The organism is Nocardia sp. NPDC004860, from assembly GCF_040609015.1.
Classification (GTDB): Bacteria; Actinomycetota; Actinomycetes; order Mycobacteriales; family Mycobacteriaceae; genus Nocardia.
The window spans coordinates 20,289-35,467 of record NZ_JBEXJI010000034.1 but is presented as its reverse complement, the minus strand read 5'-3'; the positions used below and the strand labels follow the sequence as shown (position 1 = coordinate 35,467).

Here is a 15,179-nt window from a genome sequence, read left to right as displayed (position 1 = left end):
GAAGGAGCACATCATGACGACGACCTCCGTCATCGAAGCCAACAAGGCCGCAGCGCGGCGGTTCTACGAGGAGGTGGTTTCGCAGGGCAAGCTCGAGGTGCTCGACGAGATCATCGCCGAGGACGGCCGCGATACCGCGGTGCCGGCCGGAAACATCAAGGGCCGCGCCGGTTTCGTGGAGCACATCACCTGGCTGCGCGACAATGTCGAGGGCGTCACCGCCACGGTGGACGATCTCATCGCCGAGGACGATCGCGTGGTCGTCTACTGGACCATCGACGGCGTACAGCGCGGCGAGATCTTCGGGGTGCCCGACAGCGGCGCGGGCCGCCGGTTCACCGGGATCAGCATCAGCACCATCCGCTTCCAGGACGGCCGCATCGTCGAGTACGGGGTGCTGCCGGATCGGTACGGCATCGTCGCGCAGCTCACCGCCTGAGCGGCAGAACGGCCAAGCCCGGCACGGATGTCCGTGCCGGGCTTCGCCGTATCCGGCCATCGGAGCTCAGGCCGCGGAGTTCTCCAGGGTGCCGATCCACTCCCGCAGCGCCGCGGCGGTGGTGGTCGCGTCCTCCTCGAGCACCGTGAAGTGGTCGCCCGGAATGTCGGCGGTGCCGTGCGGGACGGGCCAGAAGGCACGCCAGTCCCGGGGGCCGTCGGTCCGGGTGCCCGGCAGCGGAGTCTGCGAGCGCAGCAACTGGATCGGCGTGCGCACCGGGGTGGCGCGCCAGTCCAGGAACAGCCGGTTGTAGGTGCCCATGGCGGTGAGCCGCTCATCCTGCACCGCCATGTCGAATCGGTCGACGCGGGCGAGCATGCCGCCGATCATGGCCCCGGTCCACCATTCCATGCCGGGTTCCAGGGCCGCCTCGACCGGGTAGCTGTCGATGAGCAGCAGCCCGCGCGGGCGCCGGCCCTCAGATTCGAGCGCGGCGGTGACGGCGTGCGCGACGCAGCCGCCCATGGACCGGCCGAGCACCACGAAGGGCCGGTCTCCGACCACCTCGGTCAGCGCCTCCACACCCAGCCGCACCAGGGTGTCGACCGAGTCGGGCAGGTCGTTGCTGCCCGCGGTGAATCCTGGTGCGGGGACCACGAACACGTCCCGCTCACCGCGCAGTTCCTGAGCCATGCGCGAGTATTCGTGCGGCCCGGAGATCGCGCTCACCGCGGGGAAGGCGACCACCACGGTCTCCCCCGGCCCCTCGGCCAGGCGAATCGGTGCCAGGGCGTGGCGGTCGCGCTCGTCCACGCCGAAGGTGGTGCGCGCGTGGGAGGCGGCGACGAGCAGCTGCGCCGCCTCGAAATGCTTTCCCGTGTCGTGCATCCGGCGATGGATCGCCGACAGTCCCGCACTCGGAGCGGGTGCGGTCGCGGCCGGTGTCGCCGTGGTCCCGACCTGGCCGTCGAGGAATTCGGCGATGGCCTGTGGCGTGGGGTGGTCGAAGGTGAGGGTGGCGGGCAGGCGCAGACCGGTCGCCCGGCCCAGGCCGTTGCGCAGTTCCACGGCGCTGAGCGAATCCAGTCCGAGTTCGATCAGCGCCCGATCGGCGGCGATGGCGTCCGGTGACGGATGTGCCAGCGCCACACCAACTTCGGACCGCACCAGGTCGAGCAGGGCGCGCTGCCGGGCGACGCCGTCCAGTCCCGCGAGGTCGCGCAGCACCGATCCGGTGTTCCCGTCGTGGGCGGCGGTGCGCCGGCGCGCGGGCACCAGCGACCGCAGCACCGGTGGCAGCGCGTCGGTGCGCCGGGCCAGGGCACGGCCGTCGAATCCGGCCGCGATGACCACCGGCCCGCCGCCGGACGCGGCGTCGAGCAGTGCCAGCGCCGTGGCTGTCGGTAAGGCGCGCAACCCGTTCCTGGCGATGCGCGCGCGATCGGCGGCCGACAGCGCTGCGGTCGTACCGCTCTCGCGTTCCCACAGGCCCCAGGAGATCGACACGGCCGGTAGACCCCGCGAACGCCGTTGCGCCGCCAGTGCATCCAGTTCGGCGTTGGCGGCGGTGTAGGCGGTCTGTCCCGGGCCGCCCAATTGCGCCGACACCGAGGAGAACAGCACGAACCTGGTGACCGTGTCCACCGCGCGGGTCAGCTCGTCCAGTGCACGGGCTCCACCGCTCTTGGGTGCGGCGACCGCCGCGATCCGATCCGCGGTGATCGTCGCGAACAGACCATCGTCGACCAGTCCGGCGGCGTGGATGACGGTGGTCAGCGGCCGATCCGCCGGGACAGCGGCCAGCACCCGCCCCAGCGCCACCCGATCAGCGACATCGACAGCGGCGAGAGTGACTGTCGCACCGGCGAATTCGAGCTCTTCGACCAGGTCCGCCGCGCCCGCCGTGGCGGCACCGCGACGGCCCGCCAACACCAGCGACCGCACCCCGTGCGCGGTGACCAGGTGCCGCGCCACCTCGGCGCCGAGCCCGCCGAGGCCACCGGTGATCAGTGTCGTGCCCGCGACATCCCATCCGGAAGTCTCCTCCCCGGCCGGCGGATCCCAGCGCCGCACCCTGGGTGCCCAGATCCGCCCGACGCGCACCGCGGTCTGCGTGTCTGCATCCGCCGCCGTGACGAGAATTCCGGCGAGCGCCGACCAGGACTCGGGCGCATCGTCGATATCGCTGAGCAGCAACCGATCCGGATACTCGGCCTGCACGGACCGCACCAACCCCCACACCGCCGCGGCGGCGGGGTCGGGCGTCTCCGTCTCGTGCACGGCGACCGCGCCGCGGGTGAGCACGACCAGCGGCACCGTCTCGGCCGCGTGATCGGCGAGCCACCGCTGCAGGACCGGCAGGAGCGAGTCGACCTCGGACGCCGCCAGGATCGCCGCCGCGGGAGTGAAACCCACTGTGGCCGGGCCCATCTCGTCGGCGAGCACGGCGCGATGGCCGCTCAGCCGCAGGGCGTCGAGAATCGCCTCGGACGCGCCCTGATCGCCGAGGACGGCCCACTCCGCCGGTCCGGCGGAGGTCTCGAGCCCGGTCCAGGCGACCTCGAACAGCGTGTCACGCAATTCGGCACGGGCCGAGCGCAACTGGGCGGCCGACACCCTGCGGGCTACGAGGCTGTCGATGCTCAGCACCGGCGCTCCGGTCGGATCGGCGGCGTCGATGGTGACCGTGTCCGGCCCGCTCGGCGCGATGCGGACCCGCAGCGCCGCCGCGCCCCAGGCCGACACCCGGACTCCGCTCCAGGCGAAGGGGAGGCGGTTCTGACCGGAGGGCACGTCGGCCAGCGCCCGCAGGGCCGGGAGATGGACCGCGGCGTCGAGCAGCGCCGGATGCACGGCGAAGGCATCGGCGTGCGGCCGCTCCGCTTCGGGCAGTTCGACCTCGACGAACAGTTCGCCCGCACGCTCCCACGCCCGGCGCAATCCCTGGAAGGCGGGACCGTAGGCGAGTCCGGTCTCCGCCAGCGTGGGGTAGATGCCGCTCACCTCGACCGGCTCCGCCCCCGGCGGCGGCCAGGCAGCGAGATCCGCTGCGGCGGTGGCTGTTTCGGAGCCGAGCACCGCGGCGGCATGCCTGGTCCATGCTTCTGCGGCGCCGCTCGCGGGCCGCGAGTGGATCGCGACCGAAGAGGTACCGTCCCCGTTCGCGCTCACCGCGACCTGGAGATCGACGACCCCGTCACCGAGCACCAGCGGGGATTCCACGACCAGTTCCTCGATCGCCGGCAGTCCGACTTCCGCCCCGGCGCGGGCCGCCAGTTCGAGCAGCACCGTACCGGGGACGATGACGGTGCCGAGCACCGCGTGGTCGGCCAGCCACGGATGGGTGCGCAACGACAGCTGCCCGGTGAGCAGCAACTGGCCGCCTTCGGCCGCCGCGATCACCGCCGACAGGAGAGGGTGGTCGATGGGGGTCACACCGGCCGCCGCGGCGCGGCCGCGGGTGACGGGCTCGGCCCAGAAACGCTGCCGTTGGAAGGCGTAGGTGGGCAGAGTGATCGGCGGGGCGGGCGGCACGATCGCGGTCCAGTCGACGCGATGCCCCTGGGTGAAGACGGCTCCGGCCGCGGACAGGACCGAGGCGATCTCGGGTCGGCCGCCGCGCACCACCGGTGTCACCGCCACCTCGTGATCAGCCAGGGTCGCCGAGATCATCGGCGCGAGCACGGCGTCCGCCCCGATCTCGAGGAAGACGCCCACGCCTTGCTCGCGCATCGTGCGCACCGTGTCGGCGAACCGGACCGTTCCACGCAGGTGTCGTACCCAGTAGTCCGGGTCGGCCAGCTCCGTGCGGGTCACCGCCGCACCGCTGCTGTCCGAGACCAGGTTCACCCCGGTCGGCTCTCCGAAGCCGAGTTCGGCCACCACACTGGCGAATTCGGTCAGGATCGGTTCCATCAGCGGCGAGTGGAAGGCGTGCGACACGGACAATCGTTTGACCCGCCGCCCCAATCCGGTGAGTTCCGCCGACACCGCCACCACCGCGTCCTCGGCGCCGGACACCACCACCGCGTGCGGCGCGTTGACCGCGGCGACCGACACCGACGGCGAATCCTCCAGTGCCACCGCCCCTTCGCCCGGGTGCGCCACGCTGCCCGCCCGCGCGCCGACCCGGTCGATGACCTCGCGCACCTCGGCCTCGGTGGCCTCGATCGCGACCATGGTTCCGCCCGCGGGCAACGATCCCATCAAGCGCGCGCGGGCGGCGACCAGCCGCGCGGCGTCCTCGAGCGTGAGCACTCCGGCCACGTGGGCGGCCACGATGCCGCCGATGGAATGCCCGGCGACGACTCCGATCTCGATTCCCCAGGACACGAGCAGCCGGTACAGTGCGGTCTCCAGCGCGAAGATCACCGGCTGGGTGTAGACGGTGGCATCGATGAGGCCCGCGGTGGCGGGCGCGCCGAAGGCGACATCGCGCACCGAATGCTCAACGGCCGCACCGAGATAGCGGTCCAGCGCGGCGCTCGCCGCGTCGAATGCCGCCGCGAAGACCGGAAAACGCCCGTACAGTTCGGCTCCCGCGCCCGCGCGCTGACTGCCCTGTCCGGCGAACACGACGCCGATTCCCCCGGTGACGGCGGTCGCGGCGAGCACCGACGTGGGCGTGGCACGCCCCTGGGCCACCGCGTCCAGAGCCGCGGCCAACTCGGTACGGTCGGTCGCCAGCACAACGGCGCGGGTGTCGTGCGGCACCCGCTCACGAATCAGCGCCGAGGCGATCAGCGCCGGTTCCGCCGTCGTGCCCGTGGCGAATTCGGCCAGCCGCGCGGCTTGCGCGCGCAGGCCGTCCGGCCCTCTGCCCGACACCACGAACGGGAGAAGCCCCTCCGCAAAAGCCTCCGGCCCCGGCTCCGAAACGGTTGCGCCCGAATCCGCCGGTGGCTCGTCCACGGCCTGCTCGATGATCACGTGCGCGTTCGTACCCGACACTCCGAACGCCGAGACTGCGGCTCGCCGCGCCCGGCCCGTCTCCGGCCAGTCTCGCGCCCGCGCCAGCAGCTCCACCCGCCCGGACTCCCACTCCACCAGCGTGGAAGGCGTACCCAGATGCAAGGTTTCGGGCAGCCGCCCGCGCCTGATGGATTCGACGAGTTTGATCACGCCCGCCACCCCGGCCGCGGCTTGCGCATGTCCGATATTGGACTTGAGCGAACCCAGCCACAGCGGTTCGCCCTCGGTGCGCGATCCGTAGGTCGCCAGAATGGCCTGCGCCTCGATGGGATCGCCCAGCACCGTGCCGGTGCCGTGCGCCTCGACGGCGTCGACGTCGCCGACGCCCAGCCCGGCGTCGGCGAGCGCCGCACGGATCACCCGCTGCTGGGCGGGCCCGTTGGGTGCGGTCAGGCCGTTGGAGGCGCCGTCCTGGTTGATCGCGCTGCCGCGCACCACGGCCAGCACCTGGTGCCCGAGCCGACGCGCCTCCGAGAGGCGTTCGAGCAGCACGATTCCCACGCCTTCCGACCAGCCGGTGCCGTCGGCCGCGTCGGAGAACGCCTTGCAGCGGCCGTCACCGGCCAGTCCGCGCTGCCGGGAGAATTCGGTGAACCCGATCGGCGTCGACATCACCGACGCGCCACCGGCGACCGCGAAATCGACTTCACCGGATCGCAGCGCGCGCACCGCGAGATGCAGCGCGACCAGGGAGGAGGAGCAGGCCGTGTCGACGGTGACGGCCGGGCCCGCGAACCCGAAGGTGTAGGCGATCCGGCCCGACACCACACTGCCGAGGTTGTTGATCGCCAGATAGCCCTCGAGCTCCTCGGGCACGGGATCGAGCCGGGAACCGTAATCGTGTCCGGCGAGTCCGGCGTACACGCCGGTGCGCGTGTCCTTGAACGCGTGCGGGTCCAGGCCTGCGCGTTCGAAGGCCTCCCAGGTGACTCGCAGCAGCAGTCGCTGCTGCGGGTCCATCGACAACGCCTCGCGGTGGGAGATGCCGAAGAAGTCGGGATCGAATTCGGCTGCGCCGGTGAGGAATCCGCCGTGCCGTGCATAGGAGGTGCCGGGCACGTCCGGATCGGGATCATAGAGCGCTTCCAGGTCCCAGCCGCGATCGGCGGGGAAGTCGCCGACCGCGTCGCGGCCCTGGGCCACCAGGTCCCACAGCTGTTCGGGCGAGGACACGCCGCCCGGCAGCAGGCAGGCCGTGCTGACGATGGCGATCGGTTCGCGGGAGCGGGCCTCGATCTCGTCGAGGCGCTGTTGCAGCCGCTGTTCCTTGGCGATGGAGCGCTTGAGGTATTCGCGGAGTTTCGCTTCGGTGGCCATCTCGGTCAGTTCCTGTCTACCAGGTCGAATAGTTCGTCGTCGGAGGCGGAGTCCAGGTCGAGCTCCGCTCCGGGCGCCGCGAGCCGGTCGGCGAGCGCACGCAGTCGCTGGGCGAGCTCGTCGGTGGCGGCGTCGTCGTCACCGGTGAGCAGTCCTTCCAGCGCCCGTAGGGCCTCGTCGGCGCCGATCGAGCCGCCGCGATCGCCACCCCCGCCGTCGCGGGGCAGAGCCGTGGCGATGTAGTCGGCGACCGACTCGGGAGCCGGGTGGTCGAAGATGAGCGTGGCCGGCAGGGCCAGCCCGGTCGCGGTGCGCAGGCGGTTGCGCAGGTCGACCGCGGTGAGCGAATCCAATCCGAGTTCGCGGAAGGCGCGCGTGGGTGGAACATCCGCGGCGTTCCCGTGTTTGAGCACCGCCGCGGTTTCCGCACGCACCAGTTCGAGGACCGCGCCTCGCCGCTCCGTCTCGCCGAGGCCCGAGAAACGGTCGAGGACAACGGGAACCGGAGCCTCCGCGACGACGCTCACCGATCGCCCGGCACGGTCGTCGCGGCGCGAAGCCGAGCGATCCGCGTCGATCCAGTAGCGGCTGCGCTGGAAGGCATAGGTGGGCAGCTCGATCCGCTGTCCCCGGCCGCCCAGCACCGCCTCGGCGTCGACGGCGAGGCCACGGCTCACGGCGGTGGCCACCGACAACGCGAAACGCTGCGGCCCGCCCTCGTCGCGGCGCAGCGTCCCGACCACGGCCGTGGCCGTCGTGCCCGCGTCGCCGATGGTCTCCTCGAGGACCGACGACAGCACCGGGTGCGGCCCGATCTCGACGAAGGCGCGATACCCGCCCTCCAGCAGCAGTCGCGTCGCCTCCTCGAATCGCACTGTGCTGCTGAGATTCTGGTACCAGTACTCGCCGGTCAGTTCCGGACCGGCGAGCCAGTCCGCCGACACGGTCGACAGCATGGGGACGGTCGCGGTCGTGGGCCGCACCGGTGCGAGTTCGGCGTGCAGTGCCTCGCGCAGCTCGCGCATCTGCGCGGAGTGCGAGGCATAGTCGACCGCGACCCGCCGGTTGCGCACCCCCTCGGCGTCGAGCCGTGCCAGCACCTGCTCGATCGCGTCCACCGCGCCGGAGAGCACCACCGAGGTGGGCGAGTTCACCACCGCCACCGAGATCTCGTCGCCGTAGCCGGCTAACAGTTCGGCCGCGGCCGCCGCGCTCAGCGACACCGCCGCCATCGCGCCGTGCCCGGTGTGGGCGGCGATCGCCTTGCTGCGCAACGCCACCACGCGTGCGCCGTCGTCGAGCGAGAGCGCCCCGGCGACCACGGCGGCGGCGATCTCACCCTGCGAATGTCCCACGACCGCGTCCGGGCGCACGCCGTGCACGCTCCACAGCTCGGCGAGCGCGATCATGATCGCCCACAGCGCGGGCTGCACCACATCCACCCGATCGCCGTCGATGTCGGAGCGCCCGAGCAGGACGTCCAGCACCGGCCAGTCGACGAAGGGCGTCAACGCCTCGGCGCACGCTTCGAGCCGGCGCGCGAAAACGGGTGTGGTGCGGTACAACTCGGCGGCCATGCCCGGCCATTGACCGCCCTGGCCGGGAAACACGAACACGGTCCGGCCGGTCAGCTCGGCGGTGCCGGTGACGACCTGGGCCGGCAGGGCCGTACCCGAGGCCAGCGCCTCGAGACCCGCGTGCAGCTCCGCCTCGTCCGTGCCGACGATGAGCGCTCGCTCGGCCAGCGCGGCGCGCGAATCCCACAGCGTGCGTGCGATATCCGCCGCAGCGAGTTCGGGCCGGGCGCGCAGGTAGGTCGCCAGCGCCACCGCCTGCCCGCGCAGTGCGGCGACATCGTGCCCGGACAGGGCCCACACCAGTGGGGTGTCCGGATCCGGTGGCGCGGCCGGCGCTTCGAGGGCCGGTGGCTCCTCGATGATGACGTGGGCATTGGTGCCGCTGACCCCGAACGAGGAGATGCCGGCCCGCCGGGGAGTATTCCCCGGCTCCCAGGGCCGTGCCTCGGCGAGCAGGCGCACCGTGCCCGCCGACCAGTCCACGTGTGGCGATGGCTCGTCGATGTGCAGGGTCTGCGGCAGCACCCGATTCCGCAGCGCGAGAATCGTTTTGATGATTCCCGCCCCGCCGGCCGCGGCCTGGGTGTGGCCCACGTTCGACTTCAGCGAACCCAGCCACAGCGGCCGCTCCGGCGCGTGCTCCGCGCCATAGGTGGCGATGATCGCCTCGGCCTCGATCGGGTCGCCCAGCCGGGTGCCGGTCCCGTGCGCCTCCACCACGTCGACCGCGGCGGCGCGCAGGCCCGCATTGGCCAGCGCCTGCCGGATCACCCGCTGCTGGGCGGGACCATTGGGCGCGGTGAGCCCGCTGGACGCGCCGTCCTGGTTGACCGCCGACCCGCGCACCACGGCCAGCACCGGATGCCCGGATCGTCGTGCGTCGGAGAGCCTTTCCAGCACCAGCATGCTGACGCCCTCGGCCCAGCCGGTGCCGTCGGCGGCGGCCGCGAACGCCTTGCAGCGGCCGTCGGCGGCCAATGCGCGCTGGCGCGAGAACTCCACGAAGGTCGCCGGGCTGGCCATGATCGCCACCCCGCCCGCCAAGGCCAGATCGCTTTCCCCCGAGCGCAGCGACTGCGCCGCCAGGTGCAGGGCCACCAGCGACGACGAGCAGGCGGTGTCCACACTCAGCGCAGGTCCCTCGAAGCCGAAGGTGTAGGCGATCCGGCCGCTGGCGACGCTGCCGGCGCTGCCGTTGACCAGATAGCCCTCCAGATCGGCCGGGGCGTCCTGGATGTGCGGGGCGTAGTCGTGGTACATGGTGCCCGCGAAAACCCCGGTTCGGCTGCCGCGCAACGAGGTCGGGTCGATGCCGGCCCGCTCCAGCGCCTCCCAGCTGGTCTCCAGCAGCAGGCGCTGCTGGGGGTCGGTGGCGAGGGCTTCCCGGGGCGAGATGCCGAACAGTCCCGCGTCGAAGTCGGCGGCGTCCACCAGGAATCCGCCGTGCCGGGTGTAGGACGTGCCGGGGCTGTCCGGGTCGGCGTCGTAGAGGGATTCGAGATCCCAGCCGCGGTCGGCCGGGAATTCGGTGATGGCGTCGCCGCCGGTGTCGAGCAGTCGCCAGAGGGCGTCGGGCGTCTCGATGCCGCCGGGAAGCCGTAGCGCCATGCCCACGATGGCGATGGGATCGTCGGCGGAGTCCGGCGTGCGGGTCGCGTCCGGGCCGGCGTCCGCCACACCGGTCAAACGGCTGCGCAGCAATTCCGCGATGGCCTGCGGGGTCGGGTGATCGAAGGTCAGCGTGGCGGGCAGGCGCAGACCGGTCGCGGCCGCGAGCCGGTTGCGCAGTTCCACCGCGGTCAGCGAATCCAGGCCGAGTTCGGTCAGGGCACGGTCGCCGCGAATGCCGGTGGGGTCCGGATGGTCGAGTGCCACGGCGGCTTCGCGGCGCACCACGTCCAGCAGCAGGGCTTCCTGTGCCGCGGCCGAATGCCCGCTCAGCGCGCCGGACAGTCCCGATTCCTGGTCGCGGACAGCCGATTCCACCCTCCGGCGTGGCGGCCGCACCAGACCGCGCAGCAGCGGCGGCACCGAGGCGCCGGGCCGGGTGAAGGCGGACAGGTCCAGGGACGCCGGTGCGAGCAGCGCGCTGTCACGCTGGAAGACGGCGGCGTCGAACAGATCCAGTCCGTGGTCGGCGGACAGCGCCCGGACTCCCTGCCGCACCAGCCGGGCCCGGTCGGCGTCGGTGAGATGGGCTGTCACACCGCTGGTTTCGGCCCACAGGCCCCAGGCCAGCGAGACCGCGGGCAGGCCGTCGGCGCGCCGCCGGGCGGCCAGGGCGTCCAGGCCGGTGTTGGCGGCGGCATACGCCGCCTGTCCGGCCGTGCCGAGCAATCCCGCGACCGAGGAGTACAGCACGAAGGCGGCGAGCCCGAGATCCCGTGTCAGTTCGTCGAGCAGCTGCGCCGCACCGAGTTTCGGCGCCAGCACCGCGTCGAATCGCGCATCGGTCACCGTGTCGAGTACACCGTCGTCCACGATTCCAGCGGTGTGCACGACCGCGGTGAGGGGATGCTCCGGGGTGACGGCGGCCAGCACCCGGGCGACGGTGTCGCGATCGGTCAGATCCGCCGACACCACCAGCACCTGCGCGCCGAGCCCACGCAGTTCCGTGGCCAGTTCCGACGCTCCGGGCGCACCGGCCCCGCGGCGACTGGCCAGGATCAGATGCCGGACACCGTGGCGGCGCACCAGGTGCCGCGCCAGCACCGCCCCGAGTCCTCCGGTGCCGCCGGTCACCAGAACCGTGCCCTGGGGATTCCACGGCCGTGGCGCGACCGAGGTGGTGCCCGCGTGCGCCAGCCGTGGGACGAAGGCGCGGCCGGCGCGCACCGCCAGTTGCGGTTCGTCCGGGGCAGCCGCGAACACGCGGTCGAGGATCGCTCGCGAGGCCGGGGTGTCGTCGGTGTCGACCACCGCGACCGCGCCGGCGCGTTCGGTGGCCGCCACCCGCGCCAGGCCCCAGACGGGGGCGGCCACCGGATCGGGCCGGTCACCGTCGAGCACGGCGACCGCGTTGTGGGTGAGCAGAATTCGCACGGCGGCATCCGGGGCGCGCAGCACCTCCAGCGCGCCGTGCGCGGGCGCCTCGAACCCCGTCGAGTCCCAGACAACGGGGTTCCCGCTCGGTGTCGAGTCGGGCAGCGGGTATTCCACCCATACGGGTTCGTACAGTCCGTCACGGACCGGCGTGTGCCCGCCCGGCGACGCGCGCAGGATCAAGGTGTCCACGGACAGCACAGGTTCACCGGCGGCATCGGTGGCGACCAGATCGCGCAGACCCTCGGCGGTGACGGTGAAACTCACCCGCAGCGTGGTGGCCCCCGCGGAGTGCGCCCGGAACCCGTTCCAGAGGAACGGGATTCGCGGGGTATCGCTGTCCTGGCCGGTGACGGCCACCGGGTGCAGCGCGGCGTCGAACAGTGCCGGATGCACCACGTAGCCCGCCGCATCCACGGCTCCGGCTTCCGGCAACGTGATCTCGGCGTAGCGCACCGCTCCGCGCCGCCAGATCGCACGGACTCCCTGGAAGCTCGGGCCGTAGTCGAGTCCCGCCGTCCGCAGCCGCTCGTAGGCATCGGTCAGATCGACGCGCTCGGCGTCGGCCGGGGGCCACGGCGCCGGCAGCGGCACGATCGACGGCGACCCGGCGGCCTCCAGCCGCCCGACGGCGTGCCGCGTCCAGGGGGCGTGCGGGTCGGCGCCCGGGCGGGAGTGGATCTCCACGGTGTGGTGCTCGCCGACCCGGTGCGCGCCGACTTGCACCTCGGTAGCCGACTCGGAGACCAGGACCAGCGGAGTCTCGATCACGAGTTCCTCGACAGTCTCGGCCCCCACCGCGTCGGCGACGTGCAGTGCCAGTTCCGCGAGCGCGGTCCCGGGCACGTAGATCCGGCCGGACACCACATGGTCGGCCAGCCAGGGCTGACTCTCGATCGACAGCCGCCCGGTCGCGACGACGCCGTCGCCGGAGGCGAGCCGGACCGTGGTGCCGAGCAGCGGATGCCCACCCCGGCCGGTCTCGGTGACGGCGGTGGTGGTGGCCCAGAAGCGCTCGTATCCGAAAGCGTAGGTGGGCAACGCGATCCGCCGATGCGGTGGAACGACCGCCGCCCACTGCACGGGGCGCCCGTTGACATGCACGGCTGCCGCTGCGGACACCACGGTGGTGATCTCGTCCCGTCCGGTGCGCAGGGCGGCCACCGCGACCCACGGGTTCGCGTCCTCGGCCAGGGCCGCGGAGACCATCGGCGTGAGAACGGCATCCGCGCCGAGCTCGAGGAACACACCGACTCCCTCGGCCCGCAGCGCAGCGACGGCGTCCGCGAATCGCACGGTGCCGCGCAGGTGACGCACCCAGTAGTCGGGATCGGCCAGTTCGGCCGCCGACACCGGCGTGCCGGTCGAGTCGGAGACGAGCGTGCGCGCCAGGGGCTCGGTGACGGTCAGGTCCGCCACCACCCGGGCGAAGTCTTCGAGCACGGGATCCATTGCCGCGGAATGGAAGGCGTGCGAGACCACGAGCCGCTTCACCCGTCGGCCCGATCCGGCGAGCTGTGCGGACAGTTCGAGCACCGGCACCTCCGCACCCGAGATCACCACCGCCCGAGGGCCGTTGATCGCGGCGACCGACACCGGCTCCCGCACGCCGGCCCGTTCGATCGCCGCCCGGATCTCGTCCTCGGCGGCTTCGACCGCGACCATCGCGCCGCCGGTAGGCAGCGCGCCCATCAACCGGCCGCGGGCGGCCACCAGGCGGGTGGCGTCGGCCAGCGACAACGCGCCCGCCACGTGCGCGGCCACCACACCGCCGATGGAATGCCCGGCGACCGCGTCGATCTCGATGCCCCACGATTCCAGCAGCCGGAACAGTGCGACCTCGACCGCGAAGATCACCGGCTGGGTGTAGGTGGTGTCATCGATCAGCCCCTCGGTGCCCGGTGCGCCGAAGGCGACCTCCTTGATCGAGAACCGCACCGCCGTGCCGAGATTCTCGTCCAGCAGGGCCACCGACGCATCGAAGGATGCCCGGAAAGCCGGGAACCGATGGTAGAGAAGCCGTCCCGCACCCGCGCGCTGGCTGCCCTGGCCGCCGAAGACCACCCCGACCGCGCCGGTGACCTCCCCGGCGACGGTGACCCCGGCACCCGGGGCACCGTCGGCCAGACTCGTCAAGGCGGCGATCAGGCTCGCCCGATCACCGGCCGCGACCACCGCGCGCGTCCCGAAGGTGACGCGGTCACGAATCAGTGCGGACGCGATCGGGGCGAGGTCCTCATCGGCCACACCGGAAAGGTGGTGCGCCAGTGCGGCCGCCTGGGCGTGCAGTGCGTCGGCCGAGGTCCCCGAGATCACGAAGGGCAGAACTTGCTCGATCGACTCCTGTTGTGCCACTGCAGACTCCGTCGTCGGAGCCGCCGCGGGCGCTATCGTCGCAGGCGTCTCGGGCTCCGCCGTCGGCTCGCCTGCCGGTGCCTGTTCGAGAATCAGATGGGCGTTGGTCCCCGACACTCCGAAGGCCGATACGCCCGCCCGCAGTGGCCTGCCGCCGGGCTGCCACGGCCGCGACCGGGTCACCAGCTCGACCCGTCCGGCGCTCCAATCCACCAGGGCGGAGGGCTTTTCCACGTGCAGCGTGGCGGGCAGCACCTCGTGGCGCAGCGCCAGCACCATCTTGATGACCCCGGCCACGCCCGCCGCGGCCTGGGTGTGCCCGATATTGGATTTCACCGCGCCGAGCAGCAGCGGTTCGGCCCGGTGGCGGCCGTAGGTCGCCAGCAGCGCCTGGGCCTCGATCGGATCGCCGAGTTCGGTACCGGTGCCGTGGGCCTCGACCGCGTCCACCTCGGCGGCGCTCACCCCGGCGTCGGCGAGCGCGTCCCGGATCACCTGCTGCTGGGCGGGTCCATTGGGCGCGGTCAGGCCGTTGGACGCGCCGTCCTGGTTCACCGCGCTGCCCCGGATGACCGCCAGGACTTCGTGGCCGTGCCGCCGGGCATCCGAAAGCCGTTCCACCAGCAGCACTCCCGCGCCTTCGCCCCAGCCCGTGCCGTCGGCGCCGTCGGCGAAGGCCTTGCAGCGGCCGTCCACCGACAACCCGCGCTGCCGGGAGAACTCGACGAAGATCGCCGGGGTCGACATGACGGTCGCGCCGCCCGCGACGGCGAAATCCACCTCGCCCGCCCGCAGCGCCCGCACCGCCAGGTGCAGCGCCACCAGGGACGACGAGCACGCGGTGTCGACGGTGAGCGCGGGTCCTTCGAAGCCGAGGGTGTAGGCGATCCGGCCGGACATCACGCTCGCCGCGGTCCCGGTGACCAGGTATCCCTCGACGGTGGCGGGCACCCGTCCCGGACCGCTGACGTAGTCCTGCCCGTTGGTGCCGACGTACACGCCGGTGCGGCTGCCGCGCAGGGTGCGTGGATCGATGCCCGCGCGTTCGAATGCCTCCCAGGTGGTGTGCAGCAGCAGCCGCTGCTGCGGGTCCATGGCCAGCGCCTCCCGCCGGGAGATGCCGAAGAAGGCCGGATCGAAATCGGCTGCGCCGTCGAGGAATCCGCCATAGCGGGTGTAGGCGGTCCCGGGATGGTCGGGGTCGGGGTGGTAGAGGCCGGCCAGGTCCCAGCCGCGGTCGGCGGGGAATTCGGTGAGCACGTCACGGCCCTCGGCGAGCAGCTGCCAGAACTGTTCCGGGGTGTCGGCCCCGCCGGGGAATCGGCAGCCGATCGCCACGATGGCGATCGGTTCCTGCTGCGCGGCGGTGACCTCCTGCAGCTGTTGCCGGGTCTTGTACAGTTCCTCGCTCACCCGGCGCAGCAGGTGCCGGATTTTGTCGTCGCCGGTGGCGTCGTCGACAGCGTTCACAGCGGAGC

The 15,179-nt window shown here is 72.5% G+C and carries 3 protein-coding genes; 1 reads left to right on the top strand and 2 read right to left on the bottom strand.

From position 1 onward, the window contains the following. The first annotated feature begins 13 nt into the window (after positions 1-13). Positions 14-439 (top strand): ester cyclase, encoded by a 426-nt coding sequence (locus ABZV44_RS38475; protein WP_354847899.1) that lies wholly within the window; start codon positions 14-16, stop codon positions 437-439. A gap of 66 nt (positions 440-505) precedes the next feature. Here ABZV44_RS38475 and ABZV44_RS38470 read toward each other — a convergent pair whose 3' ends face one another. Continuing rightward, positions 506-6,727, bottom strand: a complete 6,222-nt coding sequence (locus ABZV44_RS38470) for a type I polyketide synthase (RefSeq protein WP_354847897.1) — start codon at positions 6,725-6,727, stop codon at positions 506-508. Between the two features lie 5 nt (positions 6,728-6,732). Next, the gene (locus tag ABZV44_RS38465) at positions 6,733-15,171 is read right to left on the bottom strand and encodes an SDR family NAD(P)-dependent oxidoreductase (RefSeq protein ID WP_354847894.1); all 8,439 of its coding nucleotides are present in this window, start codon (positions 15,169-15,171) and stop codon (positions 6,733-6,735) included. Positions 15,172-15,179 lie beyond the last annotated feature (8 nt).